This is a genomic window from Mesorhizobium sp. M1329 (assembly GCF_040318035.1).
Classification (GTDB): domain Bacteria; phylum Pseudomonadota; class Alphaproteobacteria; order Rhizobiales; family Rhizobiaceae; genus Mesorhizobium.
In genome coordinates this window covers 170,578-194,358 of the sequence record NZ_JAMYLN010000003.1, presented here as the reverse complement: position 1 = coordinate 194,358, position 23,781 = coordinate 170,578, and the positions used below count along the sequence as shown (strand labels likewise).

Sequence of the window (23,781 nt, the reverse complement as noted above, 5' to 3'; positions counted from 1 at the left end):
CGGCCGCTTCAAGCGGCTGGCGCGAGACGCTTTGTCACAGCAGCATCAGCTGCTCGGTTGCCTTGGCAGCGGGGACGAACTGGTCGGTCCTGAGCGAGCGCCGCTCGGCATTGAGGCCGAGCCGTTTGGCGGCGATCTCGAAGCGCCGGCCGATCTGCCAGGCATAGGGGCCGGAGCCTTTCATGCGCTTGCCCCATTCCGAATCGTAGTCCTTGCCGTCGCGCATCGAACGGATCAGCGACATGACGTGGCGATAGCGGTCGGGATAATGGCGCAGAAGCCAGTCCTTGAAGATCGGCGCGACCTCCAGCGGCAGGCGCAGCAGCACATAACCGGCCTCGCGCGCACCCGCAGCCTGCGCCGAATCGAGGATGCGCTCCATCTCCGGGTCGGTCAGTCCGGGGATGATCGGCGCGACCATCACCGAGGCCGGAATGCCGGCGTCCGAAAGCTGCCTGATCGCCTCCAGCCGCTTGGTCGGCGTCGACGCGCGTGGCTCCATGGTGCGCGCCAGCATGCGGTCGAGCGTTGTCACCGACAATGCCACCTTGGCCAGCCCGCGTTCGGCCATGCGTGACAGAATGTCGATATCCCGTGTCACCAGCGCCGATTTGGTGACGATGCCGACCGGATGTCCGCGCGCCTCCAGCACTTCGAGGATCTCGCGCATGATCCGGTATTGTTTCTCGATCGGCTGATAGGGATCGGTGTTGGTGCCGATGGCGATGGTGCGCGGCTGGTAATTATCCCTGGATAATTCCTTGTCGAGCAGCCGCGCTGCATCCGGCTTGGCAAACAGCTTCGATTCGAAATCCAGCCCCGGCGACAGACCCATGAAGCTGTGCGTCGGCCGCGCGAAACAATAGACGCAGCCATGTTCGCAGCCGCGATAGGGATTGATCGAGCGGTCGAAGGAGATGTCGGGCGATTCGTTGCGCGTGATGATAGTGCGCGGCTTCTCGACCTGGACCTCGGTCTTGAACGGCGGCAGCTCCTCCAGCGAATTCCAGCCATCGTCGAACACATGCCGGCTGACCGGCTCGAAACGGCCGGACGGATTGATGCCCGCCGACCTGCCGCGATTGCGGTCCGGACGCACGCGCATGCCGCTCTGCTCGATCATCGCATTCGCCATCTCGGCCCTGCCAGCGCCGAAGGCGGCAATGTCGGCACGCACGATCTGTTCCATCTTGGCCCTTTCCCAGGGACTGTCCGCCCGCTGTCGAATCGCTCTGCTCATGAATGTATTCCTATCGTATCGATGAGAACAAAGCAAGAACTTTCTCGCGGCGCGCGGCAAAAACTGGCGCTGCCCATTGCTTTCCGCTATTCGGCTAAACATGCTCAGCGTCCTGATCGAAACCCTGAATGACGAGGAGGGCCTTGCCCGCACGCTCGCCTCGCTGATCGGCGGCGCCGTCGAAGGCGTGGTGCGCGACGTTCTCGTCTGCGACACCGGCTCGACCGATCAGACGCACCGCGTCGCCGAACATGCCGGCTGCCACTATGTCAGCGGCGGCATCGCCGCCGGCATCAGGCAGGCCAAGGGCGACTGGCTGCTTTTGCTGGAACCGGGCGCGCGGCTGGGGGAGGGCTGGATCGATGAGGTCGTCGCCCATACGGCGAGGCAAACCATGGCGGCGCGGTTCTCGCGGGCACGCGGCAGCCGCGCGCCGTTCCTGTCGCGCGTCTTTGCCGGAAATCGCGCTCTTGCAGAAGGCCTGGTGATCAGCAAGCGTCAGGCCGCGGCACTGTCGAAGAACGCCCGCAGCGCCGAAGCGATCGCCCGCGGCCTGGCGACCAGGAGGCTGCAGGCCGAGATCTGGGTCGCTCCGCGGAAGTGACGGCTTACCGTGACGGTTCAGGGTACCCGCCCAAGCAAATTTTCTGGCGGGTCGTCGTTTATTGTGCATTGCACAAAATCTGCCCGGGGGTTACCATTCCCAGCGATACGGGCGAATGGGTTTGGGGTGTGCCGGAGCGGTGACGACGACTGTCGTCGATGCTGTTCCCTCGATATTTTGAGGACGCCGATGACCCTTTCAAGCCCTGACAAGTCCGGCGCTGCAAGCCTCGAGGCGATCGCACGAAACGGCGGCACGCTGCGCCGCATCGCCGCCCGCATCCCGACCTATCTGTCCGACCTTCGCGAGAATCCGGCATGGCTGCCGATGTTCATGCTGGCCCGCACCATGCCGGCGCGGCGCCTGCACTGGCGCGGTGCGAAGCCGGTTCCGCCGGCGCGTAATGTCGCTGAAACGATGTTCGCCGGCGTCGATCGCGATGCCGTCGTCGGCGCGCTGCGGACGGAGGGGCTCTATTCGGGCCTGATGCTGCCAGCCGCCATCCATGAGGAGATTGCCCGCTTCGCCGAGCGCACGCCATGCTTCGGCAATTTCGACCGCCGGCTGGAATTCCTGCCGGAAAAACACGCAGATGCCGAAAAGCATTTCGGCCGCCCGCTGCTCAGCGGCCACTATTTCGAGCGGGTCCTCGACTGCAACGCTGCGGTCGCCGTGCAGCGCGATCCGCTGCTTCTCGATGTCGCAGCGCACTATCTCGGCAGCCAGGCCAAGCTGATCACCACCCGCATCTGGTGGAGCTTTCCGACCGGTGGCGTCTCCGACGCCGACAAGAACATGGCCTCGCTCGGCAAATACCATTTCGACCTCGACGACTGGCGCATGCTGAAGTTCTTTTTCTACCTGGTGCCGGTCGACGCCGACACCGGGCCGCATGTCTATGTCCGCGGCTCCCACAACCGCCGCATCCTGAAGCACCAGCTGACGCTTCTGGTCGGCCATTCGGCGGAAGAGGTGCTGGGCGTCTATGGCGAGCAGAGCCCGGTCACGCTGACCGGGCAGGCCGGTCTCGGCTTTGTCGAGGACCCGTTCGGCTTCCATATGGGCACCGTGCCGACGCGCACGCCGCGGCTGATGATGGAAGTCGGCTTCGGCGTGTCACCGCCGTCGCGCCGCCGGTTTCACGGCGAGCCGGTCATTCGCTGAGGCGGGATCGCCCGGCTGACGCCTCGCTCCGTCTCAGCCGCGGCGCAAATGCTCGTCCAGGCGCGGCATGATCTCGACGAAGTTGCAGGGCATGTGCCGATAGTCGAGCTGCGGCTTCAAGATGCCGTCCCAGGCGTCCTTGCAGGCGCCGGGCGAGCCCGGCAGCACGAAGACGAAGGTGGCATTGACGACGCCGCCAGTTGCCCGGCTCTGGATCGTCGAAGTGCCGATCTTGTCGTAGGAGATGCGGTGGAACACTTCGGAAAAGCCGTCCATGCGCTTTTCGAAGATCGGCTCCAGCGCTTCCGGCGTCACGTCGCGGCCGGTGAAGCCGGTGCCGCCGGTGGTGATGACGACATCGATCGCTTCGTCCCTCGACCAACCCAGGACCTTGTCGCGGATCTTGTCGCGATCGTCGGTGACGATGTCGCGGGCGGCCAGGACATGGCCGGCCTCGGCAATGCGGTCGGCCAGCGTCTGCCCGGATTTGTCATCGGCGAGGCTGCGCGTATCGGAAACGGTCAGTACCGCGATGCGCACGGGAACGAAGGGGCGGCTCTCGTCAATCCTGGCCATGGGCATCAGCCTCCGATGTCACGCTTCGCGTCGCTGCGACAAACCAGTCAGGATGGCGGCCGCGGATATCGACGGCTGCGCGCTTGGCCACATTGCCGGTCTCGAACAGGCCGAAGCAGGTGGCGCCGGAACCCGACATCCGGGCAAAACCGGCTCCGGCCTTGTTCAGCACGGAAAGCGCCTTGCCGATGGCGGGCTGGATTGCGCGCGCCGCAGGCTCGAGATCGTTGCGGGTGATCTCCAGCCAGTTGCGGATGCTGTGGAAGTCTAGGTTGCGCGGCAGCGGCGGCAGCCCCGCATTGTCGCGGCGGCCAAGCGCCTCGAACACGTCGGCCGTCCAGACGGCAGTGCCGGGATTGACGAGCACCAGACCCAGCGCCGGGAAACCCGGCACGAGCGTCAGCTCGTCGCCGATACCGCGGGCTATCAGCGGCTTGGCTGCCAAGCACATCGGCACGTCGGCGCCGAGCGACAGGCCGATCCGCGCCAGTTGGGCATCGCCGACATCAAGTCCCCAGGTCTGGACCAGGGCGCGCAGCACCGCCGCCGCGTCGCTCGATCCGCCGCCGACGCCGGACGCGACCGGCAGGTTCTTTTCGAGCCTGATGGCGACAGCCGGCGCCTGCTGGAGACCGGCCTCGCGCCGTACCGCGTCGCGCGCTTTCACGACCAGATTGCCGTCGTCGGCTGGTACTGCGGAGGCGTATTTGCCGGACACCGAAAACCCATCGCTGTCGGCAAGTTCCGTCTCGATGCGGTCGCCAAAGCGCGTGAACACGGCCAGGCTTTCGATCGTGTGATAACCGTCGGCGCGCCGGCCGGTGACGTGCAGCGCGAGATTTATCTTGGCATGCGCATGCGACACCCGGATGCTGGCCCCGGAATTCATTGGCTCGGCTGCGAGGGGGACGACGGTCAATCCTTGGCCAGACGGTATTCGCCGGTCTTCGGATCCTTGACCAGTGTTCCCATTGTGCCGTTGGCCGTCTGCTTTTCGGCCCGACGTACCTTGGCGGTCACCCGCTCGGCTTCCCTGACGAAGGAGCGGTAGCCGAAATAGGCGGCAATGCCGACGACGGCGAAGAAAATGATCTGCGGCATGTCAAACTCCTCCCTCGCAAGGCCGGCGGAGCGGCCGGTCGGGTCGGTTGATGATTTATGCTAGACGTTTTCACCGGCTTTTCAAAGCCCGAAGCGCGCCCACAGCGCGCGCTCTTCCGCCGCATCGATGACGCCGCTTGCCGCGGCGGCGGCGATATCGGGCGCCGAAAAGCTCGAGCCGAACAGGCCGAAGCGGCCGAACAGGCCGCGCGGCGCGGTGATCAGCTTGAGCTGGGTCTTCGGCCCGAAACGGCTCTTCAGCACGCTGCGCATGTCGCCGAGCGCATCGACCAGCCCGAGCTCGAGCCCCTTCTTGGCCGTCCAGAACAGGCCGGTGAACAGGTCGGGATCGTCCTTCAGCTTGCTGCCGCGCCTGTCCTTGACGAGATCGATGAAGGTCTCGTGGACCTCGAGCTGCAGCGCCTTCAGGCGCTCGACGTCTTCCTTCTTTTCCGGCTTGAACGGGTCGAGCACCGCCTTGTTCTGGCCGGCGGTGTGGACGCGGCGCTCGACGCCGATCTTCTTCAACAGCTCCGGAAAGCCGAACGAGGCCGACACCACGCCGATCGAACCGACGATGGAGGACGGGTCGGCAAATATCTCGTCGCCGGCGACCGCGATCATGTAGCCGCCCGATGCCGCCACGTCCTCGACGAAAACCAGGACCTTCTTGTTCTTCTCGCTGGCCAGGTCGCGGATGCGCCTGAAGATCAGCCGCGACTGCACCGGCGAGCCACCTGGCGAATTGATCGAGATGGCGACCGCCGGCGCGTCGAATGAAAACAGCTTTTCGAGAAGACCGGCGGTGGAAGCGAGCGACAGGCTGGGCCGGAACTGGCCGCCGCCGGGCATGATGGTGCCGTGCAGCCGGATGACCGGAATGGTGACGACGGTGGAGCGCCAGGATTTCGGCAGCAGGCGGTTGAAAAGGCGTTTCACGAGGGGGCGGTCTCCGGTCGATTTGCTTGAGGCATGTAGGAATTCGCCGGCCAACGGCAATGCCGTCACCCTGGCAATCAAAATGGATCAATCTCCGAACAGCGACGCCAGCCCGTTATTGATCAACTCTGCCCTCTCCGAAGGGCCATTGCCTGAGTAGGCATGCAGCATCAGCGGCGGCTGGATCGACAGTTTGCCGCGTGCGCCGAGTGCTGCCCGGACGACGATGCGGATCGCCGCCGCTTCGGGGCGAGGATGGACGGCCAGCATCTCGGCGTCGCCGAAGCGGCCGGCAATGGCATCGAGGATGGCGCCGAGCTGTTCCGGCCGGGCGATGACGGCCAGCCCGCCGCCCGGCCTGACCACCGCGGCCGCGCTGCGGATCCAGCTGTCGAACAATCCGTCCTCCGAGACATGCGCGGCCTTTCTCAGCGGATCGGGCGTCGCTCGATCCACGGCGGCATTGAACGGCGGGTTCATGATAACGAAATCGAAGCTGTTGTCCTCGAGGCCGGCGGCCGTTCGCGCCCGGCCCGAAAGCGCGACATCGGCGACGAGCACCGAAGCGCGGTCGCTGAGATGCGCATTGCCGGGATGGGCAAGCGTGGTTGTGGCGAAGGCCGCCATTTCCGGAGAACGCTCGACGAGCACGGCCGCGGCACCGGGGCAGCGCGACAGTACCGCCAGGCCGGCGGCACCCGCGCCCGCGCCAAAGTCGGCAAGCCGCCCGGCGAACGAGGACGGCACCGCAGCCGCCAGCATCATCGCATCCATGCCGGCGCGGTGGCCTGCCTTTCTCGGCTGCACCAGCCAGAAGCGACCGCGATGGAAGGCATCGACCGTATGAGCCGGCATGTCCGGGACAAGGGCAGCGGGCGACGCGGACATTATTTTTGGCGGATCTCGTTGGCGATGCCGGCATCCGTCAGGATGCGCCGTGCCGCATCGGCCTTGTCGGCGTCCACCATGACACGGCGGGGCAGGATGCCGATCGAGCCGTCGAGCACGCTCATGTTCTGGTCGGCGACGAAACAGCCGATACCGGCATCGCGCATCAGCGATTCGACAAACGAAATGATGACGGCGTCGTTGGTGCGGATGAGCTCTATCATCGGATGAAACTCGCAGTTTGCGGCGTTGATGTAAACGTAGGCGTGATCATGTACCAGAGCCGGCGCGCCAATTCGCCTCTTGCCGCACCGGTGGGTGACACCCTAGAGTCTGTCCAGGGACCATGTTGCCGTCGTGCATATCGAGGTTGGGAGTTTTGCCGTGGGTGTCGTTCTCAACATTGAAAACGGGAAGCGCGAAGCCGCCTCGATAAAGGACCTCATCGACCTGACCGCCGCCGATATGGGGCGCGTCAACAAATTGATCCTGTCGAAGGCCGGCTCCGATGTCGAGATGATTCCGGAGATTGCCAACCATTTGATCTCGTCCGGCGGCAAACGGCTGCGGCCGATGCTGACGCTCGCCGCCGCCCAGATGTTCGGCTATTCCGGTGACGGCCATGTCAAGCTCGCCACATCGGTCGAATTCATGCATACAGCGACACTTCTCCACGACGACGTTGTCGACGAAAGCGGCATGCGGCGCGGCAAGAAGACGGCGCGCATGATCTGGGGCAACCAGGCCAGTGTTCTGGTCGGCGATTTCCTGCTCGGCCAGGCCTTCCGCATGATGGTCGATGTCGGCTCGCTGGAAGCGCTCGACATCCTGTCGAGTGCGGCCTCGGTGATCGCCGAAGGCGAGGTGATGCAGCTTGCCGCCGCCAAAAACCTCGAAACCACCGAGGACGAGCATTTCGCGGTGATCAAGGCCAAGACCGCGGCGCTGTTCTCAGCCGCCGCCGAGGTCGGCCCGGTCATCGCCCAGGCGACGCGCAACGATCGCGCAGCACTCCGCTCCTACGGCATGAATCTCGGCCTTGCCTTCCAGCTGATCGATGACGCGCTGGATTATGGCGGCACCAGCAAGGATCTCGGCAAGAATGTCGGCGACGATTTCCGCGAGGGCAAGGTGACGCTGCCGGTGATCCTCGCCTATCGGCGCGGCACCAAGGCCGAGCGCAGCTTCTGGAAACGCGCCATCGAGGACAATGCCGCCGACGATGCCGGGCTGGAGAAGGCCATCGGCCTGATGCTCCGCCACGGCGCGATTGCCGACACCATCGGGCGCGCCCGCCATTTCGGCGAAATCGCCCGCGACGCGCTGGCACCGCTCGAGGCGACGCCGCAGAAATCGGCGCTGATCGACGTCATCGATTTCTGCATCAGCCGGGTGAACTGAGAGGCGTCAGCGCCCCGCGCCTGTTCTCATCGAGCCTTCGCCGGAAGAACGATTGCCGCGAGCAGGCTGACGACGATGCCCGCCGCCGCGAGCCAGAAGGCGACCTGGATGCCGTCTGCGACGGCGGTTTTCAAGGCATCGCCGGACAATTCGCCGATTTGGCTGTTCGCAATCGCAATCAGCACGGCCATGCCGATGGCGTTGCCGACATTGAGCGTCGTCGAAGCCATGCCCGAGGCGACGCCTTGCTGGTCAAGGGCAACGCCGGAAGCGGCGGCAATCCACATTGCGGTCCAGACGATGCCTTGTCCGACGCCGGAGACGATCAGGCCGGGTACGAGGGACAGATAGCTGCTCTCCGCGGTCGCGCCTGATACCATCAATGCTGTGCCTACCGCGCCGACGATCATGCCGCCGACCAGCGTGCTGCGTGTCGAAAAGCGCGTCGCCAGACGCTCGCCGGCTTGCGTGCCGGTGGCGATGGCGACCGACGGCACGAGAAAGGCGAGGCCCGTCTGCAAGGCGGTGAAGCCGTGCACGTTCTGCAGCAGCACGGTGAGGAAGTAGGGCAGCGCTCCGAAAGTGGCCATGTAGAGGAAGGTGATCGTCATGCCGGCGACGAGGCTGCGGTTGTGGAACAAGCGCAGCGGCATGAGCGGGTCGGCGCTCGTCGCCTCGATCACGGTGAAGGCGATCAGGAAGAATGCGGCCAGTGCCGCGCTGGCGATGATTGCGGTCGATCCCCAGCCATATTCGGGCCCCTGAACCAGGGTGAAGACAAGCAGCGTCGCGCCGGCGGTGACGGTCAGTGCGCCCGGAATATCGAAGCTGCGCTGCTCGTGCCGCTTGCGATCGCGAGGGATGATGGCGAAAGCCGCGATGATGGCGATCCCGGCCAACAGCACGTTGACGTAGAAGACCGACGGCCAGCCGAAGGCGCTGGTCAGAAACCCGCCGGCAAGCGAACCGAGCGTCAGGCCGCTGGCGCCCGCGCCGCCCCAGACGGCGAGCGCCCGGTTGCGTTCCGCTCCCTCGGCGAACAGACGGTTGATCAGCGACAGCGTCGCAGGAAACAGGAACGCGGCGCCGATGCCTTGTACGGCGCGTGCCGCGATGATGATTTCCGGCGACCAGGCGAGGCCGCCGACCAGAGATGAGAGCGCGTAGAGCCAGAGCGCGAAGATGAAGACGCGGCGCTGGCCGATCAGGTCGGCGGCCCGGCCGCCGAACAGCAGGAAGCCGCCGGTGAAGACGGTATAGGCGCTGACCACCCACTGCAGGGTCTGGCCTGAAAATCCGAGGCCGGCGCCGATCTCCGGCAGCGCCACGAAGACGATGTTGAGGTCGAGCGAGATGATGAGCTGCGCGAAGGCGAGGAGCGCCAGCGTTGCGCCATGTTTCGCCCTGCTTGCTCCTTGCGCTGCCATTGCCCCGAGCGGCGCGCCTTGATCGAGTGAACTCATGTGGGACTCCTTGTCGACAATTATTTAATGATCGACAAAGAATTGAGATTTGCAATCCGAAGTCAAGCGGATTATTTGTTGATCGACAAAAATTGGAGACCGCCATGGCAGGCAGGCCAAGGGAGTTCGATCGCGACCATGCCTTGGAGAAAGCCCGCGACGCTTTCTGGAGGCGCGGCTACGAGGGCACTTCGATGGCCGATCTCGTATCGGCGCTTGGTCTCGCATCGGCGCGCATTTATGCCGCCTTCGGCTCGAAGGAGGACCTGTTTCGCGAAGCGGTGGCACTTTACGAGGCCAATGAGGGCGGATTCGCCACGCGGGCGCTGGAGGAAGAACCAAACGTCCGGCGCGTCATCGAGCGCGTGCTTCGCGACGCCGTCGAAATCTATACCAGGCCGGGGCGGCCGCAGGGCTGCATGGTGGTGACGGCCGCCACCAATTGCGCCGTCGAAAATGACGCCGTGCTGCAATGGCTGGCGGAGCACCGGTTGGCGCGTACCGCATCGATCGTCGAGCGGTTGAAGCAAGCGGTGCGCGATGGCGAATTGAAGCCGGACACCGATGCCGAGGCGCTGGGTGACTATTACGCCACGCTGATGCACGGCCTTTCGGTGCAGGCACGCGACGGCGTGCCGAAAAAGCGGCTGCACGATCTTGTCACCGTCGCCATGCAGGCGCTCGACGCAAGGCTTTCGCAAACGTCCTGAGTTCGGGGCCGTGACGCCGGTCTCCCATTGCCGGATTGTCGCAATGCGGTCGTGCGACCTCTTTCGGTATGGTTTATTAATTGCTTGACCCGATTGTGAATTCGGGCCGGGTTGAAGCACGACCCCAAAAAGGCCATGCTTTACCTGGAAAGATCGAGTCTACGGCGATCCCGCTGACGCGGAGATGGCGTTTGGCTGAAAGGGATATGATGCGGCAAGGATATGCGCGCTGGCTGACGGGGCTGGCAATCGCGACGGGCATGGCGATCTCGGCTTTGCCGGCGCATGCCAAACAGACCGCCGAGCCGGTCAGGATCACATCCTTCTCGGGAGCCTATCTCGCCGCGCGGATTGCCGATGGCGACAACGACCTCGACAGCGCCATTTCCTATTACAAGCAGGCGCTTGCGTTCGATCCGAACGATACGGGACTGCAGCAGAGCCTGATGCTGTCGCTGATCGCGCAGGGGCGCTTCGACGAGTCCCTGGTCTATGCCGACAAGCTCAAGGCGGTTCCCGACGTCGAGCGCTTCTCGCGCCTGGCGCTGGCCATCGATTCCTTCCACAAGAAGGATTTCTCTAAGGCCGAATACTGGCTCAAGCTGTCGCTCGAATCCGATCTCGACCGGCTGATCTCCGGCGTCATGACCGGCTGGGCCAAGCAAGGTGCGGGTGACGCCGGCGAGGCCATGGCTTCCATCGACAAGCTGCAAGGCCCCGACTGGTTCAGCCTGTTCAAGTCCTTCCACCGTGCCTTGATCGCCGACGCCTCCGGCCTGCCCGACAGGGCGGATGCGCTCTACACCGCCACCCTGCAGGACACGGCGGCAGGCGGTGCGGCCCCCGAAACATGGATGCGCAACGCGCAGGCCTACGCCTCTTTCCTCGCACGCAAAGGCGACAAGGCTAAGGCGCTGTCGGTGCTCGACAAGGCCGAGGCGTTTGCGCCCGGGAAGGTCGAGATTGCGGCCCTTCGCGACAAGATCAACAAGGGCGAAAAAATCGAGCCCTTCGTTGCCGGTCCGTCCGACGGCGCCTCGGAAATCCTGCTCGATCTCGCCACCGCGCTCAACCGCGGCGGCGGCGAGCCGTTCGTGCGGCTCTATCTGCAATATGCGCTGGCGCTGCGGCCCGACAATGACGCGGCGCTCGTTCAGCTTGCCGCCGTTGCCGAGCAGCTGAAGGACGGCGAGGGCGCCATCGCGCTCTATCGCCGCATCCCCGCCGGTTCGCCGCTTAAGGAGCTTTCGGACCTGCAGCTTGGCCTCAACCTTGCCGATCTCGACCGCAACGACGAGGCGATCACCCACCTCAAGGCTATCGTCGATGCGCATCCCGACGACATGCGCGCCTATCTGGCGCTCGGCGGCGTCTATTCCTCGAAGGAGGATTTCCGCTCCGCCGCCAATCTTTACGACAAGGCGGTCGAGGTGCTGAAGACGCCGACCGCCGCCAACTGGAACATCTTCTACCAGCGCGGCATCGCCTATGAGCGGCTGAAGGAATGGCCGAAGGCCGAGCCGAATTTCCGCAAGGCGCTGGAGCTCTACCCCGACCAGCCGCAGGTCCTGAACTATCTCGGCTATTCCTGGGTCGACAAGAACATGAACCTCAAGGAAGGCCTCGCGATGATCCAGAAGGCCGTCGACCTGAGGCCGAGCGACGGCTACATCGTCGATTCGCTGGGCTGGGCCTATTACCGCCTTGGCCAGTTCGACGACGCGGTGCGCGAAATGGAACGCGCCGTTTCGTTGAAGCCAGAGGATCCCGTGCTCAACGATCACCTCGGCGACGCCTACTGGCGCGTTGGCCGCAAGCTGGAAGCCACCTTCCAGTGGAACCAGGCCCGCGACCTGAAGCCGGACCCGGACGTGCTTGCCACCTTGCAGCAAAAGCTGATGAAGGGCCTGCCGCCGATCGAATCCAACACGGCGCAGGAAACCCCGAACGTAAAGCCCGTGCCGGCGCCCGCGCCGAAGGGGTGATCCCATCGCCTTGACGGTCGCGGAGCGGCACTCTACGAGGTGCCGCATCCCGCCGGAGGCCGCCGTGACCGTTGATATCCCTGCCCACATGCATCCCAGCTGCTCGTTCCAGGGGCTGATCCTGACCTTGCATAATTACTGGGCGGACTATGGCTGCGTGGTCCTCCAGCCTTACGACATGGAAGTCGGCGCCGGCACATTCCATCCGGCAACGACGTTGCGCGCGCTCGGCCCAAAACGCTGGAACGCCGCCTATGTCCAGCCCTCGCGCCGCCCCAAGGACGGCCGCTATGGTGAGAACCCGAACCGGCTGCAGCACTATTACCAATACCAGGTGATCCTGAAGCCCAATCCGCCCAATCTGCAGGAGCTTTACCTCGGCTCGCTGGCCGCGATCGGCATTGATCCGCTGCTGCATGACATCCGTTTCGTCGAGGACGACTGGGAAAGCCCGACGCTGGGCGCCTGGGGGCTGGGCTGGGAGTGCTGGTGCGACGGCATGGAGGTCTCGCAGTTCACCTATTTCCAGCAGGTCTGCGGCATCGAATGCGCACCGGTGGCGGGTGAGCTCACTTACGGGCTGGAACGGCTGGCCATGTATGTGCAGGGCGTCGACAACGTCTACGACCTCAACTTCAACGGCCGCGAAGGCGCCGACAAGGTGACCTATGGCGACGTCTTCCTGCAGGCCGAGCAGGAATATTCGCGCCACAATTTTGAATTCGCCAACACCGCGATGTTGCTGCGCCATTTCGAAGACGCCGAAGCCGAGTGCAAGGCGCTGCTCGAAGCCGGCGCGCCGGCGTCGAACGACAATCTAGCGATGCACCGCATGGTCTTCCCTGCCTACGACCAATGCATCAAGGCCAGCCACGTCTTCAACCTGCTCGACGCCCGCGGCGTGATTTCGGTCACTGAGCGCCAGAGTTATATTTTGCGGGTGCGCAATCTGGCCAAGGCCTGCGGCGAGGCATTTCTGCTGACGCAGGCGGGTGGAATGGCGGCTTAGCTCCAGGCGATTTCGGCAGGAGCGCTGATTTGTAACGCACCTTGGCCGCTTGCACCGGCTATTGTCCGCAGCGCTTGCCTGACGCCGGGCATCGAGAACGTGCCATGCACCTGCGCTGTAAAACAGGCGCTGAGCGCGAGGATCTGCAGGAATGTCGATGCCGTTTTCATGGTCGTTCAGCCAATAGCTCTCTGCCTGAGCGTTGGTCGCTTCAGCGCTGCGTTCGGTTCATGGAAATCTTTGATCCAAGGACGGGCGGACCGGCGCGTGTCCGACAGGCGGCTGAATTTTTTCGGAAATCGCCGTTGGACGCCCTGATCGTGCTGGCCCGATCTTGCTGGGAAGGGTGACAGCAGCCGACCGAGTTGCTATGCCCCGCTTACCTCCGCCTCGATGGGGGAGGACGCCGCCAAGCGGCGGCTGTTTTTTGTCGCGTGAGCTCTTTCAATGCCTGACCTGCTTCTAGAACTTCGTTCCGAGGAAATCCCCGCGCGCATGCAGCGCAAGGCGGCCGGCGATCTCAGGAAGCTGCTGACCGACGGTCTGGTCGAAGCCGGGCTGACCTATGAGGCTGCGCGCGAATATTGGACGCCGCGCCGGCTGACGCTCGACATTCGCGGCCTGACCGCCCGCTCGAAGGACATCAGTGAGGAGATCAAGGGCCCCTCGACCAAGGCGCCCGAGCCGGCGGTGCAAGGTTTTCTGCGCAAGGCCGGCCTTGCCTCGATTGCCGAGGCGCATGTTCATTCCGATCCGAAGAAGGGCGACTTCTATGTCGCCCATATTTCCAGGCTGGGCAGGCCGGCGGAGCAGATCATCGCCGAGCTGGTGCCGGGCATCATCCGCAACTTCCCCTGGCCGAAAGCGATGCGCTGGGGGCCGGCTTCGGCCAAGCCCGGCTCGCTGCGCTGGGTGCGGCCGCTGCAATCGATCCTGTGCACCTTCGGCCCCGAAACCGAGGAGCCGGTGGTGGTCGATTTCGAGATCGACGGCATCCGCTCCGGCAATGTCACCTACGGCCATCGTTTTCATGCGCCGGGCGCCATCACGGTGCGCCGCTTCGACGATTATGTCGCCAAGCTTGAGGCGGCCAAGGTCGTGCTCGATGCCGACAGGCGCAAGGAGATCATTCTTGCCGATGCCAGGAATCTCGGCTTCGCCAGCGGGCTCGACCTCGTCGAGGACGAGGGCCTGCTGGAGGAAGTGTCGGGCCTGGTCGAATGGCCGGTCGTACTGATGGGCGAATTCGAGCAGGATTTTCTGGCCATACCGGCCGAGGTGATCCGGCTCACCATCCGCGCTAACCAGAAGTGCTTCGTGACACGACCGCACGGCGCGGGCGACGAACTCTCCAATCGTTTCATCCTGACCGCCAATATCGAGGCCAAGGATGGCGGCAAGGAGATCGCCCACGGCAACGGCAAGGTGGTGCGCGCCCGCCTGTCCGACGCGCTCTATTTTTGGAAGACCGACCAGGGTGACCTGCCGGATCTCGACCAGCTGCAGGCATCGGCGGAAAAGTTCGGACTTGATCTCAAAAAGCCGCTCGACCAGCGCATGGCCCGCCTCGACCATCTCAATGTGACGTTTCATGCCAAGCTCGGTACGCAAGGCGAGCGGGTGGAGCGGATTGCCAGGTTGGCGGAAGAACTGGCACCAATCGTGGCGCAGTCGATCTCCCCCCTCGAGGGGGAGATGGCCGGCAGGCCAGGGGGGGTCGCTTCGGCTGACGCGACGCGATCTGGCCTTTCGAAGCAAAAGGAAGTCGGCGCTCCACGCGGGACGACCCCCTCTGTCGCCTTCGGCGACATCTCCCCCTCGAGGGGGGAGATTACCGCGCTCGCCCGCCGCGCTGCCGTTCTGGCTAAGGCCGATCTCACCACGGAGGTGGTCGGCGAGTTCCCGGAACTGCAAGGCGCCATGGGCCGCAAATACGCGCTGCTGCAGGGCGAGCATCCTTCCGTCGCCGCGGCGATCGAGGAACACTACAAGCCGCAGGGACCGTCAGATCGTGTTCCCACCGATCCGGTTTCGATCGCAGTAGCGCTTGCCGACAAGCTGGATACACTGGTCGGGTTCTGGGCGATTGATGAAAAGCCGACGGGATCGAAGGACCCCTATGCGCTGAGGAGGGCGGCGCTGGGGGTAACGAGGATACTGATCGAGAACGGGATTAGGTTGTCCCTGAAATCTGTGGCCAATATCGCGTCCGAAGATATTGCAGATCACATACGCGATCCCAAACTCGACCGACAGTTCGAAATTGCTGCGGAGCTAGAGCAGCAACTCGGAGGAGATTCGCTTACCGATCTCGTCATCGAACGCGATTCCGCGATCTCAAACAATACCTTTGAGCGTTCCGAAGAAAGGCAGCAGCAAGAGATCAACAACCTCCTGTCCTTCTTTCACGATCGCCTGAAGGTCTATCTCCGCGACCAGGGTGCGCGGCATGACCTGATTGACGCGGTGCTGGCGGCAGGTTCGCGCCCAATCTCCCCCCTCGTGGGGGAGATGTCGGCGCAGCCGACAGAGGGGGGCGCTGTCCCGCCGGCCTCTCGGCGCGAGGCGCCCCCCTCTGCCCTGCCGGGCATCTCCCCCACAAGGGGGGAGATTGGCCAATTACAAAACGACGACCTGCTGCAAATCGTCCGCCGCGTCGAAGCGCTCGGCTCTTTCCTCGATACCGAGGATGGCAAGAACCTGCTTGCCGGCACCAAGCGTGCGGCCAACATTCTCGCCGCCGAGGAGAAGAAGAACACGCTGATCGCCGACCGTGTCGAGCCGGCGCTTTTCCGCGAAGATGCGGAAAAGAAGCTGTTCGCGGCGGTGAATCAGGCCGAGAGGCAAGCCGGCGAAGCAATTCAAAACGAAGACTTTTCCGCCGCCATGCTGGCGCTTAGCGTGTTGCGCGAGCCGGTTGATTCATTCTTTGAGAAAGTCCTCGTAAACGATGAGGACCAGGCGGTGCGCGCCAATCGCCTGGCGTTGCTCGCCCGCATCCGCGCGGCGACCGATCGGGTCGCCGATTTCTCGAAGATAGCCGGCTGACGTCCGCGAAGAAATCTTCGCTTCAGGCCCTATTTTGGCTGGTCGGGAGCTGCTAGCGGCGCCGGCTGCGGTGCCGCCGGTTCAGGAGTTTTGCTGGCGACCTTTGGATCGGCCTTGCTGTCCGCGGCCGGCGCGGCAGCGGTGGCCGGCACGGCCTTGGGTGCGGGCGTTGCAAAGGCATCGCCGACGATACCGCCGCGAATGATCATCGGGCTTGCGGTGAAGCCATGACTCGGCTGGCTCGGGATGGCCGCGACCTTTTCATCGGTGACGGTTTCATTGACGTTGGGCAACTTCTCGCCGAGCACGACGATCGACGGTGTTTTCCCCCGCTCGAGCGCGCTGGCACTTACCACAGAAGGCGTCGCGGTCGTTTGCCCGAGAAAAACCAGCGACGAGGCCTGTGCCGTGCCGGCCATAAACGCCAGACCAAGCGCTCCAACGATACGCATCGAACGCATAACAATCCCCCTTGCCCAACAACACAGCACCTTTAGCCGAGGGCAATTGATACCGGCTTGCGGGGAAACATAGCATTTTAACGATTTGCGATTCGCCAACGCCGGGCTTGCTCGCCCGGCGTCGCCGTATTAGGCAGCCGCATCCGTGAGGTAACGACAGTGGCTGAAATTCGTGCCGTCGGCGAGGCGATGGAAAGGGCGTTGGCGCTGCTCGAGAGCGGCGATGTCGTCGCCATCCCGACCGAGACCGTCTATGGGCTGGCCGGCGACGCGACCAATGGCGTTGCCGTGGCTCGTATCTTCGAAGCCAAGGGCCGCCCTCGCTTCAACCCGCTGATCGCCCATATAGCCGATCCGGCTATGGCCGAGCGCATCGCGCGGTTCGATCCGCTGTCGGAAAGATTGGCGCAGGCATTCTGGCCGGGACCGCTGACGCTGGTGTTGCCGCAACGGCCCGGCAACGGCATTCATCCGCTGGTCACCGCAGGGCTGGACACGATCGCGCTGCGCATGCCGAAAGGCTTTGGCGGCGAGCTGATCGCCAGGTTCGGCCGCGCTCTTGCGGCGCCCAGTGCCAATTCCTCGGGCAGGATCAGCGCCACGACGGCCGAAGCCGTGGCCGCCGACCTCGGTCCCAGGATCAAGCTTGTGGTCGATGGCGGCGCGACGCCGGTCGGGCTGGAATCGACCATCGTCAAGGTCGAAGCTGGAAAGCTGCGGCTGCTGCGGCCGGGCGGCATTGCCGCCGAAGAGATCGAAGCGGTCGCCGGGACAAAGTTGCTGCGCGGCGCTTCGGTCGTCGAGGCGCCCGGCATGCTTGCCTCGCACTATGCACCAGGTGCGGCGGTGCGGCTCAATGCTGCGGAGGTCGCCCCAGGCGAAGCCTTGCTGGCCTTCGGTGGCCGCCGTGCCGAAGGCTGGCGCGATGCAGCCGCACTGCGCAATTTGTCGGAGACCGGCGACCTGCGCGAGGCGGCAAGCAATCTCTTCGCTCATCTGCAGGATCTCGATCGCAGCGGCGCCAAAACCATCGCCGTCGAGCCGATCCCGTTCGACGGGTTGGGCGAGGCGATCAACGACAGGCTTTCGCGCGCCGCCGCCCCGCGTGACAAGATCGCCCCGCGTGACAAGATGGATTGAGCACCATAGTTTCCACCCATGAACGACATTTCCCCCGACCTCGACCCCGCCGTCGTCGCGCGCTTTGCGACAATCGTCGGCGATAAATATGCACTGCGCGACCAGCAGGACATCGCGCCTTACCTCGCCGAGCGGCGCGGACTTTGGCACGGCAGGACGGCCCTGGTGCTGAGGCCGGGCAGCGTCGAGGAGGTCGGCCGCATCATGCGGCTGGCGAGCGAAACCGGCACGCCAATCGTGCCGCAAAGCGGCAACACCGGGCTGGTCGGCGCCCAGGTGCCGGACGCATCCGGCCGCGAGATCGTGCTGTCGCTGTCGCGGCTGAACCGCATCCGCGAGATCGATACACTGTCCAACACGGTGACGGTCGAAAGCGGCGTCATCCTGCAGACGCTGCAGGAAGCGGCCGATGCCGCCGACCGGCTGTTTCCGCTGTCGCTTGCCGCGCAGGGCTCCTGCCAGATCGGCGGCAATCTATCCTCCAACGCCGGCGGCACCGGCGTGCTTGCCTACGGCAATGCGCGCGAGCTCTGCCTCGGCGTCGAAGTGGTGCTGCCGACCGGCGAAGTGTTCGACGATTTGCGCAAGCTGAAAAAGGACAATACCGGCTACGATTTGAAGAACCTGTTCGTCGGCGCGGAAGGCACGCTCGGCATCATCACCGCTGCCGTGCTCAAGCTTTTCCCCAAGCCCAAGGGGCGCGAGGTGGCGTTTGCCGGCCTGTCATCGCCGGAGGCGGCACTGTCGCTGTTCAGCCTGGCGATGGACCGTGCCGGGGCAGCGCTCACCGCCTTCGAACTGATCGGCCAGAGGCCCTACGACTTCACGCTTGCCCACGCACAAGGCGTGGCGCGGCCGCTGGCCGGCGATTGGCCGTGGTATGTGCTGATGCAGATCTCGTCGGGCCGCTCGGCCGAGGATGCACGGGCGCTGATCGAGGAGGTGCTGGAGGCAGGCCTCGAGCAAGGGATCGTCGGCGATGCCGTGATCGCGGCAAGCATGGCTCAGGGCGATGCGTTCTGGAATTTCCGCGAGGTGCTGCCCGAGGCGCAGAAACCGGAAGGTGCCTCGATCAAGCACGACATCTCGGTGCCGGTGGCGTCGATCCCGCCCTTCATCGAAAAGGCCGCCGGCGCCGTGCAATCGGTCAGTCCCGGCGCGCGCGTCGTCTGCTTCGGTCACATGGGCGACGGCAACCTGCACTACAACATCTCCCGGCCGGTCGACGGTGACGACGAGGTGTTTCTCGGCCTTTATCACGTCATGAACAAGGCCGTGCACGACGTCGTGCGCTCGTTTCACGGCTCGATCTCGGCCGAGCACGGCATCGGCCAGTTGAAGCGGGACGAATTGATCGCGACGGCACCGCCGATGGCGATCGAGCTGATGCGCAGGGTGAAGGCCGCGTTCGACCCGGCCGGCATCATGAATCCGGGTAAGGTTATCTGATCCTTTCGCCGGTCAGTGCCGGTTGGCATTCCGATAACCATCCGCCCCGGATCAGCAAAATTTAACCGACTTTCTTAAGCGCGAGGATAAGAAGCTCGCGCTAATGTTTCTCCACAACGAGGCTGGGAAAACCGGCCCGGAGAACCGGAAACACCGGCTCTCAGGAGAAACAGGAAAGGCACGATATGAACACTGGACTGAAGCCAGTCTGGGCCGGCCGCAATATGCGTCTCGACCCATTCCGCCTGCCGCAGGTGGTGAGCTACGCCACGCGCGACGACTATGGCGACGTCACCTTCACCATCGACCAGCGCGGCGCGGTTATCCGCCGCACGCTGGAGATGAGCGGCGTGCCGGCGATCATCGCTCTGCCCGCCAACGCGTTTCGCGGCGTCGCCGCCCGCGCCATGGAGGATCCGGATGGCAATGTCACAGTGACGCTTGAGCTTCTGCACAACGACCCGATGCTGTCGGTGCCGCTGCTGGTCGCCGACGATCTCGACGACGTCGCCGCCGACTGGCGCGCCTGGGCCGACGCCTACCGCCTGCCGATGCTGCTGATCGAGGCCGACGGCATTGCCCGCACGCTGGAAGAATCGCTCGGCGCCGCCATCCAGGCGCTGCCGGCGCAGGACCGCCGCAAGGGCCGCGTCTCGACCATGCGCCGCCCGCGCTTCCTCGCCCGCCGCCGCGCCGGCGACCTCGGCCTCAGGCTGGTCATCGGCGGCGAGGAGCTTATTTCGCGGGAGTAGGCCTGAGCGCCTCTTCCTTCTCCCCCTGTGGGAGAAGGTGGCCGAGCGGAGCTCGGTCGGATGAGGGGTGTTCCAGGGAAGGCCAACGCCTCATTTCTTCTAACACCCCTCAACCGTCTTGACGCTACGCGCCAATCCACCTTCTCCCACAGGGGGAGAAGGGAAAAGGCGCCTAAACCAGCCGCTTCAGCGCCACCCAAGCCGCGCCGCCGATCAGGCCGAGGAAGATCAGCCAGCCGACCTGGTTGTTCGATCTGAACAGTCTTAGGCACTGGTCCGGATCGTCGATGTCGAGCACGGCGGTCTGCCGTGCCATATGCGCGCCGGCGGCGATCAGCCCGGCCAGCGCCGGCACGGGTGCCTGCGCCGAGGCAAAGGCAATGGCGAAGCAGACCAGCGCTCCGCCATAAAGCCCGGCCAGCCAGGCCTTGGTATTGTCGCCGAACAGGCGCGCCGTCGAGCGCACGCCGACGATGGCGTCGTCTTCCTTGTCCTGATGCGCATAGATCGTGTCGTAGCCGATCACCCACAGGATCGAGCCGATGTAGAGCATGATTGCCGGCCCATCGAGATCGCCGAACTCGACCGCCCATCCCATCAGCGCTCCCCAGGAAAAGGCAAGGCCGAGAATGAGTTGCGGCCAATTGGTGTACCGCTTCATGAATGGGTAGACGGCGACGATGACCAGCGAGCCGATGCCGAGCGAGATGGCGAAGCTGTTGAACTGCAAAAGCACGGCAAGGCCGACCAGTGCCTGCACGACAACAAACATCCAGGCCTGCCGGCGCGTGACCTTGCCGGCCGGCAGCGGCCGCGAGCGCGTGCGTTCCACCTGGTTGTCGATGTCCTCGTCGACCAAATCATTGTAGGTGCAGCCGGCGCCACGCATGGCGAACGCGCCAAGAAAAAACAATAGGAGATACCAGGGCGACGGCAACAGCGAGAGCAGCGGATCCGACGGACGTGGATAGGCGCTCGCGGCAAGGGCAGCCGACCACCAGCATGGCCACAGCAGCAATTGCCAGCCGATCGGCCGGTCCCACCGGGCAAGCTGCGCATAGGGCCACAACCCCCTCGGCAGCGCGCGATAGACCCAGTGGCCGCTCGGCGCATCGGCGACGCGGCCCTGGGCCGCTTTCGACTGGACGGTTTCCATTTTGCTGGAGTGGCAGCAGAGGCGAATGCCGTCAAGCGTCAAGCAGGCCCCGCACGCTCGCCACGCGCAATCGGCGCTTCGCCAGCCAAATGTCTTGACCCGTCGCGCGCGGCGCAATAGCGCAGTCCTGGTCTTGGAATGACGAGGAATCTGGACATGCGTGTTTTGTTGATCGGCTCCGGCGGACGAGAACATGCGCTTGGCTGGAAGATCGCGGCGTCGCCGCTGCTGACCAAACTCTACGCGGCGCCCGGCAATCCGGGCATCGGCCGCGAAGCCGAGCTGGTGAAGCTCGATATTGCGGATCACGCAGCGGTGGTCCGGTTTTGCCGCGGGAATGAAATAGACCTCGTCGTGGTCGGACCGGAAGGGCCGCTGGTCGCCGGCATAGCCGACGACCTGCGCGCCGAGGGCATCCGCGTCTTCGGCCCGTCAAAGGCAGCGGCGCGGCTGGAAGGCTCGAAGGGCTTTACCAAAGACCTCTGCGCCAAATACGGCATCCCGACCGCCGCCTATGGCCGGTTCGGCGATCTGGCTTCGGCTAAGGCCTATGTCGAGAAGACGGGCGCGCCGATCGTCATCAAGGCCGACGGCCTCGCTGCCGGCAAGGGCGTCACCGTCGCCATGACGCTTGACGAGGCGCGGGCCGCGCTCGACGCCTGTTTCGACGGCTCCTTCGGCCAGGCCGGCGCGGAAGTGGTGGTCGAGGAGTTTCTCGTCGGCGAAGAAGCAAGTTTCTTCTGCCTATGCGACGGCACCACCGCGCTGCCCTTCGGTACCGCGCAGGACCATAAGCGCCTCAGTGACGGCGACACCGGCCCGAACACCGGCGGCATGGGCGCCTATTCGCCGGCCCCGGTGATGACGCCGGAGATGATCGACCGCACCATGCGCGAGATCGTCGAGCCGACCATGCGCGGCATGGCTGAAACAGGCGCGCCGTTTTCCGGCGTGCTGTTCGCCGGGCTGATGATCACTGACAAGGGGCCGAAGCTGATCGAATACAACACCCGTTTCGGCGACCCGGAATGCCAGGTGCTGATGATGCGGCTGAAGGACGATCTGCTCGTCCTGCTCAACGCCGCCGCCGACGGCCAGCTGGCGCACACCTCGGTGCGCTGGCGCGACGAGGCGGCGCTCACCGTGGTGATGGCAGCCAGGGGTTATCCCGGCACGCCGGAAAAGGGCTCGGTCATTCGCGGCGTCGAGGCGGCGGCAGGTGAGAGCGTCGAGATATTTCATGCCGGCACCGCCATAAACGGCGGCGCACTCGTCGCCAATGGCGGTCGCGTGCTCAACATCACGGCGACCGGCCGTACCGTCGGAGAGGCGCAGAAGAAGGCCTACGCCGCGCTCGACCGGATCGACTGGCCGCAAGGCTTTTGCCGCCGCGACATTGGCTGGCTGGCAGTGGCGCGCGAGCAGTCGAACTGACGCTTAAGGCGGGCCTCGAGCTCAACGCAGGCCCCGATCGAATCCGGTCGAGACGCTGCTGACCGCATCGGCGGCGGGGGCAATTGCAGACACCGATGCCAGGCGCTCTTCGTTTCGCGTCCAGGCAACATATTCGGCAATCCCGCGCGGAAGGCTCGGCGCGGTCTTGGCCGTAGGCGTTTGAAAGCCGCTGCTGAATTTGGCCAGGCGCCTTCTGAATACCGCGACCAGTTGCTCGAGGCTCGGGGGTGCTGCCACAGTGGCGTAGGTCATGGCAGTGCCGGCGAGCCCGGCCTCGCGTGAGAGCGGCACCGGTATCGAGGCGAGGTAATCCGGCTGCACGTCGATCAGGCCGCCGAACGGCCACTGCGCGCGCAATTCCGTCGCGTTCATCGGCGCGACGCTGACGTCGATATCGTTGGGTGTGCCCGCGACCCGGTAAGGACAGCGGAACCGGCCGCAATTGGCTCGCGCCGAAAACTGCCAGAGCGCATAGCCCTGCCAGTTGCCCATCGGAAAATGCACATCGATGTCTGGCTTGTAGCGCGCATACCACAGCGGCAGCCGGGACAGGAGCGGGTATTTATACTTGTTGCCGGCGATATGCCTGGCCGTCGTGCCGTTGGTGTAGAGCACCGGAAAGCGGCCAACCCGACGATGCACATGGCGCACGAATTCCTCGGCATCCTCGAGCGACATCCACTGCGTCGGATCATCGTCCTCGATATCGAGGGCAAGCAGGTCATCCGGCCCGGGTTTCACGAAATTGATGAAATTATTGGCCTGTCCCACGGGGTTGCCGGGCCGGGCGAGATGATAGGCACCCCATTTCAGGCCCAGCGCCTTGGCCACCACCTTGCGCGTCTGGAACAGTTCCTGTGCCATCGCATGGCGCTTCCAAAGCGTCTTGCACAGCCGCATCTCGGTCTCGTCGCCGAAACAGAAATAGGGTGGCGGCATTCCGTCGGATGCCTTGTTGATGAAGCCGACAAGACGCTTGTCGGCGGCTAGCCGGGTCCAGTCGATGGAGTTGTATTCGTAGGCGTCGACGACCAGCGCCCGGTCCGCATCCTTCCACGGTTCGGAGAAATCCGAGGCCTTTGCCGGCGTCAGCGCCAGGGTCATCGCGGCGACAAGGAGAAGCGCTGAGCGGATAAGAGGGTGCGCCGGCGTTTTCAAACAGCAGGTCCTTGCTGGCCAAAGCCCAATCCTGAGCCGCCATGGTTAAGGAAATGCTTCGGGTGCCGAGGGGGCGAGTTGG

23 protein-coding genes are annotated in these 23,781 nt (G+C 64.5%); 11 read left to right on the top strand and 12 right to left on the bottom strand.

Annotated features, from left to right (window positions below; genetic code table 11):
• Positions 1-34: 34 nt before the first annotated feature.
• The gene (locus NKH21_RS04555; protein WP_254818651.1) at positions 35-1,189 is read right to left on the bottom strand and encodes a PA0069 family radical SAM protein; all 1,155 of its coding nucleotides are present in this window, start codon (positions 1,187-1,189) and stop codon (positions 35-37) included.
• Positions 1,190-1,340: 151 nt separating this feature from the next.
• On the opposite strand from NKH21_RS04555, the gene NKH21_RS04550 reads away from it, so the two are divergent.
• Positions 1,341-1,844 (top strand): glycosyltransferase, encoded by a 504-nt coding sequence (locus NKH21_RS04550; RefSeq protein ID WP_352661321.1) that lies wholly within the window; start codon positions 1,341-1,343, stop codon positions 1,842-1,844.
• A gap of 189 nt (positions 1,845-2,033) precedes the next feature.
• Positions 2,034-3,008: a phytanoyl-CoA dioxygenase family protein gene (locus NKH21_RS04545; protein ID WP_352660891.1), complete on the top strand. Its 975-nt coding sequence runs from the start codon at positions 2,034-2,036 to the stop codon at positions 3,006-3,008.
• 33 nt (positions 3,009-3,041) lie between these two features.
• Here the strand turns inward: NKH21_RS04545 and moaB are convergent, their stop codons facing one another.
• The 6 genes from moaB to NKH21_RS04515 form a co-directional block, all read right to left on the bottom strand.
• Positions 3,042-3,584 carry a molybdenum cofactor biosynthesis protein B gene (moaB, locus tag NKH21_RS04540; RefSeq protein WP_352489568.1) on the bottom strand — a complete coding sequence of 181 codons (543 nt, stop codon included), beginning with the start codon at positions 3,582-3,584 and terminating at the stop codon, positions 3,042-3,044.
• Positions 3,571-4,473 carry a 4-(cytidine 5'-diphospho)-2-C-methyl-D-erythritol kinase gene (locus tag NKH21_RS04535; protein ID WP_352660894.1) on the bottom strand — a complete coding sequence of 301 codons (903 nt, stop codon included), beginning with the start codon at positions 4,471-4,473 and terminating at the stop codon, positions 3,571-3,573. The genes moaB and NKH21_RS04535 overlap by 14 nt, the downstream gene beginning before the upstream one ends.
• A gap of 26 nt (positions 4,474-4,499) precedes the next feature.
• Positions 4,500-4,685, bottom strand: coding sequence for a hypothetical protein (locus NKH21_RS04530; protein WP_292665400.1), 186 nt, complete (start codon positions 4,683-4,685; stop codon positions 4,500-4,502).
• A gap of 81 nt (positions 4,686-4,766) precedes the next feature.
• On the bottom strand, positions 4,767-5,624 hold the full coding sequence (locus NKH21_RS04525) for a S49 family peptidase (RefSeq protein WP_352456850.1): 858 nt from the start codon (positions 5,622-5,624) through the stop codon (positions 4,767-4,769).
• A gap of 87 nt (positions 5,625-5,711) precedes the next feature.
• Entirely contained in the window at positions 5,712-6,512 is an 801-nt protein-coding gene (locus tag NKH21_RS04520) for a tRNA1(Val) (adenine(37)-N6)-methyltransferase (RefSeq protein ID WP_352660897.1), read from the bottom strand.
• Positions 6,512-6,736, bottom strand: coding sequence for a putative signal transducing protein (locus NKH21_RS04515; RefSeq protein ID WP_023674082.1), 225 nt, complete (start codon positions 6,734-6,736; stop codon positions 6,512-6,514). Before NKH21_RS04515 ends, NKH21_RS04520 begins: the two co-directional genes overlap by 1 nt.
• 160 nt (positions 6,737-6,896) lie before the next feature.
• Between NKH21_RS04515 and NKH21_RS04510 the strand changes: the two genes are divergently transcribed.
• Entirely contained in the window at positions 6,897-7,913 is a 1,017-nt protein-coding gene (locus tag NKH21_RS04510; protein WP_292663011.1) for a polyprenyl synthetase family protein, read from the top strand.
• 26 nt (positions 7,914-7,939) lie between these two features.
• Here the strand turns inward: NKH21_RS04510 and NKH21_RS04505 are convergent, their stop codons facing one another.
• Positions 7,940-9,376 carry an MFS transporter gene (locus tag NKH21_RS04505; protein WP_352863224.1) on the bottom strand — a complete coding sequence of 479 codons (1,437 nt, stop codon included), beginning with the start codon at positions 9,374-9,376 and terminating at the stop codon, positions 7,940-7,942.
• Between the two features lie 104 nt (positions 9,377-9,480).
• Here NKH21_RS04505 and NKH21_RS04500 point away from each other — a divergent pair, with 104 nt between their 5' ends.
• The 3 genes from NKH21_RS04500 (at position 9,481) to NKH21_RS04490 (ending at position 13,080) form a co-directional block, all read left to right on the top strand.
• Positions 9,481-10,086, top strand: coding sequence for a TetR/AcrR family transcriptional regulator (locus NKH21_RS04500; protein WP_352660902.1), 606 nt, complete (start codon positions 9,481-9,483; stop codon positions 10,084-10,086).
• Positions 10,087-10,295: 209 nt separating this feature from the next.
• Positions 10,296-12,071 carry a tetratricopeptide repeat protein gene (locus tag NKH21_RS04495; protein WP_352661326.1) on the top strand — a complete coding sequence of 592 codons (1,776 nt, stop codon included), beginning with the start codon at positions 10,296-10,298 and terminating at the stop codon, positions 12,069-12,071.
• An 88-nt stretch (positions 12,072-12,159) separates the two neighbouring features.
• Positions 12,160-13,080: a glycine--tRNA ligase subunit alpha gene (locus NKH21_RS04490; protein WP_352661329.1), complete on the top strand. Its 921-nt coding sequence runs from the start codon at positions 12,160-12,162 to the stop codon at positions 13,078-13,080.
• On the opposite strand, the gene NKH21_RS04485 is transcribed toward NKH21_RS04490, so the two are convergent.
• Positions 13,077-13,250 carry a hypothetical protein gene (locus NKH21_RS04485; protein ID WP_352660904.1) on the bottom strand — a complete coding sequence of 58 codons (174 nt, stop codon included), beginning with the start codon at positions 13,248-13,250 and terminating at the stop codon, positions 13,077-13,079. The genes NKH21_RS04490 and NKH21_RS04485 overlap by 4 nt on opposite strands.
• 277 nt (positions 13,251-13,527) lie before the next feature.
• Here NKH21_RS04485 and glyS point away from each other — a divergent pair, with 277 nt between their 5' ends.
• On the top strand, positions 13,528-16,128 hold the full coding sequence (gene glyS, locus NKH21_RS04480; RefSeq protein WP_352863221.1) for a glycine--tRNA ligase subunit beta: 2,601 nt from the start codon (positions 13,528-13,530) through the stop codon (positions 16,126-16,128).
• A 29-nt stretch (positions 16,129-16,157) separates the two neighbouring features.
• Here glyS and NKH21_RS04475 read toward each other — a convergent pair whose 3' ends face one another.
• Positions 16,158-16,688: a hypothetical protein gene (locus NKH21_RS04475; RefSeq protein WP_352660909.1), complete on the bottom strand. Its 531-nt coding sequence runs from the start codon at positions 16,686-16,688 to the stop codon at positions 16,158-16,160.
• 60 nt (positions 16,689-16,748) lie between these two features.
• Between NKH21_RS04475 and NKH21_RS04470 the strand changes: the two genes are divergently transcribed.
• From NKH21_RS04470 to NKH21_RS04460, 3 genes are all read left to right on the top strand, one after another.
• On the top strand, positions 16,749-17,729 hold the full coding sequence (locus NKH21_RS04470) for an L-threonylcarbamoyladenylate synthase (protein WP_352660911.1): 981 nt from the start codon (positions 16,749-16,751) through the stop codon (positions 17,727-17,729).
• A gap of 18 nt (positions 17,730-17,747) precedes the next feature.
• A complete protein-coding gene (locus tag NKH21_RS04465) occupies positions 17,748-19,178 on the top strand; it encodes an FAD-binding oxidoreductase (protein ID WP_352863218.1) in 1,431 nt (476 codons plus the stop codon).
• A gap of 185 nt (positions 19,179-19,363) precedes the next feature.
• The gene (locus NKH21_RS04460; RefSeq protein WP_352660917.1) at positions 19,364-19,930 is read left to right on the top strand and encodes a DUF6101 family protein; all 567 of its coding nucleotides are present in this window, start codon (positions 19,364-19,366) and stop codon (positions 19,928-19,930) included.
• Positions 19,931-20,102: 172 nt separating this feature from the next.
• On the opposite strand, the gene ubiA is transcribed toward NKH21_RS04460, so the two are convergent.
• Positions 20,103-21,086, bottom strand: a complete 984-nt coding sequence (gene ubiA / locus NKH21_RS04455) for a 4-hydroxybenzoate octaprenyltransferase (RefSeq protein WP_352660920.1) — start codon at positions 21,084-21,086, stop codon at positions 20,103-20,105.
• Between the two features lie 156 nt (positions 21,087-21,242).
• Here ubiA and purD point away from each other — a divergent pair, with 156 nt between their 5' ends.
• Positions 21,243-22,520, top strand: coding sequence for a phosphoribosylamine--glycine ligase (purD, locus tag NKH21_RS04450; protein ID WP_352660923.1), 1,278 nt, complete (start codon positions 21,243-21,245; stop codon positions 22,518-22,520).
• Positions 22,521-22,541: 21 nt separating this feature from the next.
• Here purD and NKH21_RS04445 read toward each other — a convergent pair whose 3' ends face one another.
• A complete protein-coding gene (locus NKH21_RS04445; RefSeq protein ID WP_352661332.1) occupies positions 22,542-23,645 on the bottom strand; it encodes a glycoside hydrolase family 25 protein in 1,104 nt (367 codons plus the stop codon).
• Between the last annotated feature and the right edge of the window lie 136 nt (positions 23,646-23,781).

Excerpts from the sequence above, each read along its gene's own strand:
- NKH21_RS04460 (WP_352660917.1), top strand. The coding sequence starts at position 19,364 with ATGAACACTGGACTGAAGCCAGTCTGGGCCGGCCGCAATATGCGTCTC.
- ubiA (WP_352660920.1), bottom strand. The coding sequence starts at position 21,086 with ATGGAAACCGTCCAGTCGAAAGCGGCCCAGGGCCGCGTCGCCGATGCG.
- NKH21_RS04500 (WP_352660902.1), top strand. The coding sequence starts at position 9,481 with ATGGCAGGCAGGCCAAGGGAGTTCGATCGCGACCATGCCTTGGAGAAA.
- purD (WP_352660923.1), top strand. The coding sequence starts at position 21,243 with ATGCGTGTTTTGTTGATCGGCTCCGGCGGACGAGAACATGCGCTTGGC.
- NKH21_RS04515 (WP_023674082.1), bottom strand. The coding sequence starts at position 6,736 with ATGATAGAGCTCATCCGCACCAACGACGCCGTCATCATTTCGTTTGTC.
- NKH21_RS04530 (WP_292665400.1), bottom strand. The coding sequence starts at position 4,685 with ATGCCGCAGATCATTTTCTTCGCCGTCGTCGGCATTGCCGCCTATTTC.
- NKH21_RS04550 (WP_352661321.1), top strand. The coding sequence starts at position 1,341 with ATGCTCAGCGTCCTGATCGAAACCCTGAATGACGAGGAGGGCCTTGCC.
- NKH21_RS04445 (WP_352661332.1), bottom strand. The coding sequence starts at position 23,645 with ATGACCCTGGCGCTGACGCCGGCAAAGGCCTCGGATTTCTCCGAACCG.
- NKH21_RS04495 (WP_352661326.1), top strand. The coding sequence starts at position 10,296 with ATGCGGCAAGGATATGCGCGCTGGCTGACGGGGCTGGCAATCGCGACG.
- NKH21_RS04545 (WP_352660891.1), top strand. The coding sequence starts at position 2,034 with ATGACCCTTTCAAGCCCTGACAAGTCCGGCGCTGCAAGCCTCGAGGCG.
- NKH21_RS04465 (WP_352863218.1), top strand. The coding sequence starts at position 17,748 with ATGAACGACATTTCCCCCGACCTCGACCCCGCCGTCGTCGCGCGCTTT.
- NKH21_RS04555 (WP_254818651.1), bottom strand. The coding sequence starts at position 1,189 with ATGGAACAGATCGTGCGTGCCGACATTGCCGCCTTCGGCGCTGGCAGG.
- moaB (WP_352489568.1), bottom strand. The coding sequence starts at position 3,584 with ATGGCCAGGATTGACGAGAGCCGCCCCTTCGTTCCCGTGCGCATCGCG.
- NKH21_RS04490 (WP_352661329.1), top strand. The coding sequence starts at position 12,160 with ATGCATCCCAGCTGCTCGTTCCAGGGGCTGATCCTGACCTTGCATAAT.
- NKH21_RS04535 (WP_352660894.1), bottom strand. The coding sequence starts at position 4,473 with ATGAATTCCGGGGCCAGCATCCGGGTGTCGCATGCGCATGCCAAGATA.
- NKH21_RS04505 (WP_352863224.1), bottom strand. The coding sequence starts at position 9,376 with ATGAGTTCACTCGATCAAGGCGCGCCGCTCGGGGCAATGGCAGCGCAA.
- NKH21_RS04485 (WP_352660904.1), bottom strand. The coding sequence starts at position 13,250 with ATGAAAACGGCATCGACATTCCTGCAGATCCTCGCGCTCAGCGCCTGT.
- NKH21_RS04520 (WP_352660897.1), bottom strand. The coding sequence starts at position 6,512 with ATGTCCGCGTCGCCCGCTGCCCTTGTCCCGGACATGCCGGCTCATACG.
- glyS (WP_352863221.1), top strand. The coding sequence starts at position 13,528 with ATGCCTGACCTGCTTCTAGAACTTCGTTCCGAGGAAATCCCCGCGCGC.